Origin of the sequence: Mesorhizobium sp. B3-1-6, assembly GCF_006439555.1 — a bacterium.
Classification (GTDB): domain Bacteria; phylum Pseudomonadota; class Alphaproteobacteria; order Rhizobiales; family Rhizobiaceae; genus Mesorhizobium.
The window spans coordinates 1-4,097 of sequence record NZ_VFTM01000068.1 but is presented as its reverse complement, the minus strand read 5'-3'; the positions used below and the strand labels follow the sequence as shown (position 1 = coordinate 4,097).

The 4,097-nt window shown below is 65.4% G+C and carries 5 protein-coding genes; 3 read left to right on the top strand and 2 right to left on the bottom strand.

All coding sequences use genetic code 11. The features are described from left to right. Both FJ414_RS31220 and FJ414_RS31215 read right to left on the bottom strand, forming a co-directional pair. On the bottom strand, nucleotides 1-850 hold an 850-nt coding region (locus FJ414_RS31220), incomplete at its 3' end, for a site-specific tyrosine recombinase XerD (protein ID WP_140648191.1). Nucleotides 851-884: 34 nt separating this feature from the next. Continuing rightward, nucleotides 885-1,037, bottom strand: coding sequence for a histidine kinase (locus tag FJ414_RS31215; protein ID WP_140648190.1), 153 nt, complete (start codon nucleotides 1,035-1,037; stop codon nucleotides 885-887). A gap of 188 nt (nucleotides 1,038-1,225) precedes the next feature. Here FJ414_RS31215 and FJ414_RS31210 point away from each other — a divergent pair, with 188 nt between their 5' ends. Genes FJ414_RS31210 through FJ414_RS31200 form a run of 3 tightly spaced genes read left to right on the top strand, consistent with a single transcriptional unit; the run spans nucleotide 1,226 to nucleotide 3,938 of the window. Further along, complete coding sequence (locus FJ414_RS31210) at nucleotides 1,226-1,855, top strand: shikimate kinase (protein ID WP_140648189.1); 630 nt, start codon at nucleotides 1,226-1,228, stop codon at nucleotides 1,853-1,855. Next, nucleotides 1,852-3,045, top strand: coding sequence for a 3-dehydroquinate synthase (aroB, locus tag FJ414_RS31205; protein WP_140648188.1), 1,194 nt, complete (start codon nucleotides 1,852-1,854; stop codon nucleotides 3,043-3,045). Before FJ414_RS31210 ends, aroB begins: the two co-directional genes overlap by 4 nt. Beyond that, nucleotides 3,042-3,938, top strand: a complete 897-nt coding sequence (locus tag FJ414_RS31200; protein WP_140648187.1) for a transporter associated domain-containing protein — start codon at nucleotides 3,042-3,044, stop codon at nucleotides 3,936-3,938. Before aroB ends, FJ414_RS31200 begins: the two co-directional genes overlap by 4 nt. Nucleotides 3,939-4,097 lie beyond the last annotated feature (159 nt).

Sequence of the window (4,097 nt, the reverse complement as noted above, 5' to 3'; positions counted from 1 at the left end):
AGATCTGGGTGGTCGAGATATCGGCATGGCCTAGAAGTTGCTGAACGGCTCTGAGATCGGCGCCGTTCTGCAGCAGATGGCTGGCAAAAGCATGGCGAAGCACATGCGGCGAGATTTTGGCCGCGGTTATCCCGGAACGCGCGGCCAAGCCCTTGAGATCGCGGGCGAAAACCTGGCGGGAGAGATGGCCGCTGTCGGAAGAGGCCGGGAACAGGAACGGGCTTTCGGCAAAGGCCGGGCGCTCGGCCCTCGCGGCAAGCCAGGCGCGCATGGCGGTTCGCGCCTTGGTCGAAAGCGGCACCATGCGCTCCTTGTCGCCCTTGCCGCGCACCATGAAGAAGCGGTCGTCGCGCAGCGCCACCGTCACCGGCAGGCCAACCAATTCGGAGACGCGCAGGCCGGTGGCGTAGAGCACCTCGACCAGCGCGTGCAGGCGCAACGCGGCCAGCCTGTCGCCGTCCGGGGCGGATTCGCCGGCTTCCAGCGCGGCGCGGTCGAGCAGGCGGCCGGTCTCGGCCTCGCTCATCGTCTTCGGCAGCGGCCGGCCCTTGCGCGGGCTGTCCAGCGTGCCGGTCGGGTCGTCGCCGCGCAGGCCTTCGGCGTAGAGGAATTTGAAGAACTGGCGGATCGCCGACAATTTGCGCGCCTGCGAGGTCGGCGCGAAGCCGCGCGCGGCGATGTCGTCGAGATAGGCGCGGATGTCGGAAGATCCAGCACCTGCAAGCCCGCCCTGGATCGTCTCGGAGGCATCCTCCAGGTCGCGGCGATAGGAGGCGAGCGTGTTTTCCGCCGCGCCGCGTTCGGCGCTCATCATTTCGAGGAAGGCTTCGATTCGGGCGGCGCTGTTCATCGGGCCGGGGTCAGCTCTTTGTCGGTTTTCTTGGTCAGTTCTTCTTGGGGTTGAGCTTTTCGGCCGGAATGCGGATGCTCATTTCCGCTCTCTTCGGCTCCACGAACATGGCCAGCGCGAACATCGCGCCATAGGCAATGCCTGCAAGAACCGCCAGCGTCACGACGAAGCGAAACAAAGTCGGCATTCAATTTCGCCCGTCTTGTTGTTCTGCGTTTCCAAAGCCCTGTGCCCTTATGGGACGCCGATCCGGCCAATTCAAGGACGAAGGCTTCCGGTGAACAGAAGGTTTTGCCGGGGCGCTTCGCGCCCGGTTGTCCGGCCGTGCTTGACGCAAACAGGCTTTTGATGTCGATACGGCGCAAAGAGGCCCTGATGAACGCTCTGCCACCCAATCCGACGGACGAAGGCCGCGCCGCGCTGATCGAAGCGCTCGGCAGCCGCTCGATCGTCTTCGTCGGGCTGATGGGCGCCGGCAAGACGGCGATCGGCCGCAAGGTGGCGGCGATGCTTTCGCTGCCCTTCATGGACAGTGACCAGGAGATCGAAAGCGTCTCGCGCATGACGGTGCCGGAGCTGTTCGAGCGCTATGGCGAGCCGGAATTCCGCGCGCTGGAGCAGCGCGTGATCCTGCGCCTGCTGGAGAACGGACCGCAGGTGCTGTCGACCGGCGGCGGCGCTTTCATGAACGCGCAGACGCGCGAGGCAATCATGGCTTATGGCGTGTCTGTGTGGCTGAAGGCTGACCTCGACCTCTTGATGGAGCGGGTTTCGAAGAAGCAGAACCGGCCGCTCTTGAAGAATCCCGATCCGCGCGGCGTGCTGGAGCGGCTGATGGGCGAGCGTTACCCGGTCTACGCCACCGCCGATCTGACCGTGCCGACCCGTGACGACCGCAAGGAGATCATCGCCGGCGAAGTCGTCGCGGCGCTCTGCACCCATCTCGGCGTCGACGCGATCGCGACAGGCGCTACAAGCGCCACAACCGACGAGGTGCAGTCGTGAGCGATGCCGAACCGGTGAAGGTCGAGGTCGGGCTCGGCGACCGCGCCTATGACATATTGATCGGCTCCGGGCTGCTGGCGCGCTCCGGCGAGGAGATCGCGCGCCGGCTTCCCGGCACCCGCGCGGCCATCGTCACCGACGAGAACGTCGCCGCCGCGCATCTCGACACGCTGAAGGCGGGGTTGGAGAAAGGCGGCATCCAGTCCGCCGTCATTACGCTGCCCGCGGGCGAAAAGACCAAGAGCTTCATTCATCTGGAGGAAGTGGTCGACGGCGTGCTCGCGGCAAGGCTCGAACGCCGCGACGTGGTGATCGCGCTCGGCGGCGGCGTCATCGGCGACCTTGCCGGCTTTGCTTCCGGTATCGTGCGCCGAGGCATGAATTTCGTGCAGATCCCGACCTCGCTCCTGGCGCAGGTCGATTCCTCCGTCGGCGGCAAGACCGGCATCAACAGCGCCCGCGGCAAGAACCTTGTCGGCGTCTTCCACCAGCCCAGGCTGGTGCTCGCCGACACCCAGGTGCTCGACACGCTGCCGATCCGAGAATTCCGCGCCGGCTATGCCGAGCTCGCCAAATACGGGCTGATCGACCGCCCGGCCTTCTTCGCCTGGCTTGAGCAGAACTGGGGGCAAGTCTTTGCCGGCGGCCCGGCGCGGGTCGAGGCGATCGCCGAGGCCTGCCGCGCCAAGGCAGACGTCGTCGCCCGTGACGAGTTCGAGACCAGCGACCGGGCGCTGCTTAATCTCGGCCACACGTTCGGCCATGCGCTGGAAGCGGCCACGCGCTATGACGGGGCGCGCCTCGTCCATGGTGAGGGTGTGGCCATCGGCATGGCGCTGGCGCATCGCTTCTCGGCGCGCCTCAACCTGGCGAGCCCGGACGACGCGGAGCGCGTCGAAGCGCATCTTCGCGCCGTCGGCCTGCCCTGGCGCATGGCCGATATTCCGGGCGAGCTCCCGGATGCCGAGGCGCTGCTCGGCTTCATCACCCAGGACAAGAAGGTGTCGCGCGGCGCGCTGACCTTCATCCTGACGCGCGGCATCGGCCAGGCTTTCATCGCCAAGGACGTGCCGCCGTCGGAAGTGCTATCCTTCCTCAAGACGAGCCATCCCGAAGGGTTCAAGACAGGCCAATCCGGAAGGCTCAAAGTGAGCCATCCCGAACGGTCCAAGAGGAGCCGTTCCGGATGATCGACGCCGGCTGGATCGTCGCCGCCGTCCTCGCCGTCATCGTGCTTTCGGCGCTTCTGTTGCGCACCCGGCTGCTTGCCGCTTTCGGCTACGCGCTGCGGCCGCTCGAGCCGCCGCAGCGGACCGAGCGCAACGGCAAGGATGAAGGCAGCGACGATCCCCGTCGCGAGGGCGCGGCTGCCGGTGAGGAGCGCAATCGGCTCGAAGGCCTCTTCGACCTCGATGAACTCGAAGTGTCGGATATCATGGTCCACCGCACCAATATGCGCTCGGTCAATGCCGACAATGCGCCGGAGGCGGTGGTGCGCGAGATCCTTCAAAGCCCGCACACCCGCATGCCGTTGTGGAAGGGCTCGCTCGACAACATCGTCGGCGTGCTGCACGCGAAGGATCTGCTCAGGGCCCTCAACGAGGTCGGCAACGATTTCTCGCGGATCGACGTCATGAAGATCGCGGCGAAGCCGTGGTTCGTGCCGGACACCACCACCTTGCAGGAACAGCTCAACGCCTTCCTGCGCCGCAAGGCGCATTTCGCCATCGTCGTCGACGAATATGGCGAGGTCGAAGGGCTGGTGACGCTGGAAGACATCATCGAGGAGATCGTCGGCGAGATAGCCGACGAGCACGATGTCGACATGCAGGGCGTGAAGAAGGAAGCGGACGGCTCCGTCGTCGTCGACGGCACAGTGCCGATCCGCGACTTGAACCGCGCGCTCGACTGGGACCTGCCCGACGAGGAAGCCACGACGATTGCCGGCCTGGTCATCCATGAGACGCAGTCGATCCCGGAGGAGAAGCAGGCCTTCACCTTCCACGGCAAGCGTTTCGTGGTGATGAAGCGGGACAAGAACCGCATTGCAAGGTTGAGGATACGTCCCGCCAGCGAAGGCTAGTTCACTAACACAGAAATCTTGACTGGTCGGCTATGTCGCGTTGGCAGGTGGTATGCCTTGAAGATTGGCCGAAACGGTCCGGCCTCGTCATCCACGGGCGGAGCAAGGAGCGTAGCGACGGGCGCAGACCCGAGGATCCATTCCGTGACCCTGATCGAA

Coding starts and splice junctions, on each gene's coding strand:
- FJ414_RS31215 (WP_140648190.1), bottom strand. CDS start 1,037: ATGCCGACTTTGTTTCGCTTCGTCGTGACGCTGGCGGTTCTTGCAGGC.
- FJ414_RS31210 (WP_140648189.1), top strand. CDS start 1,226: ATGAACGCTCTGCCACCCAATCCGACGGACGAAGGCCGCGCCGCGCTG.
- FJ414_RS31200 (WP_140648187.1), top strand. CDS start 3,042: ATGATCGACGCCGGCTGGATCGTCGCCGCCGTCCTCGCCGTCATCGTG.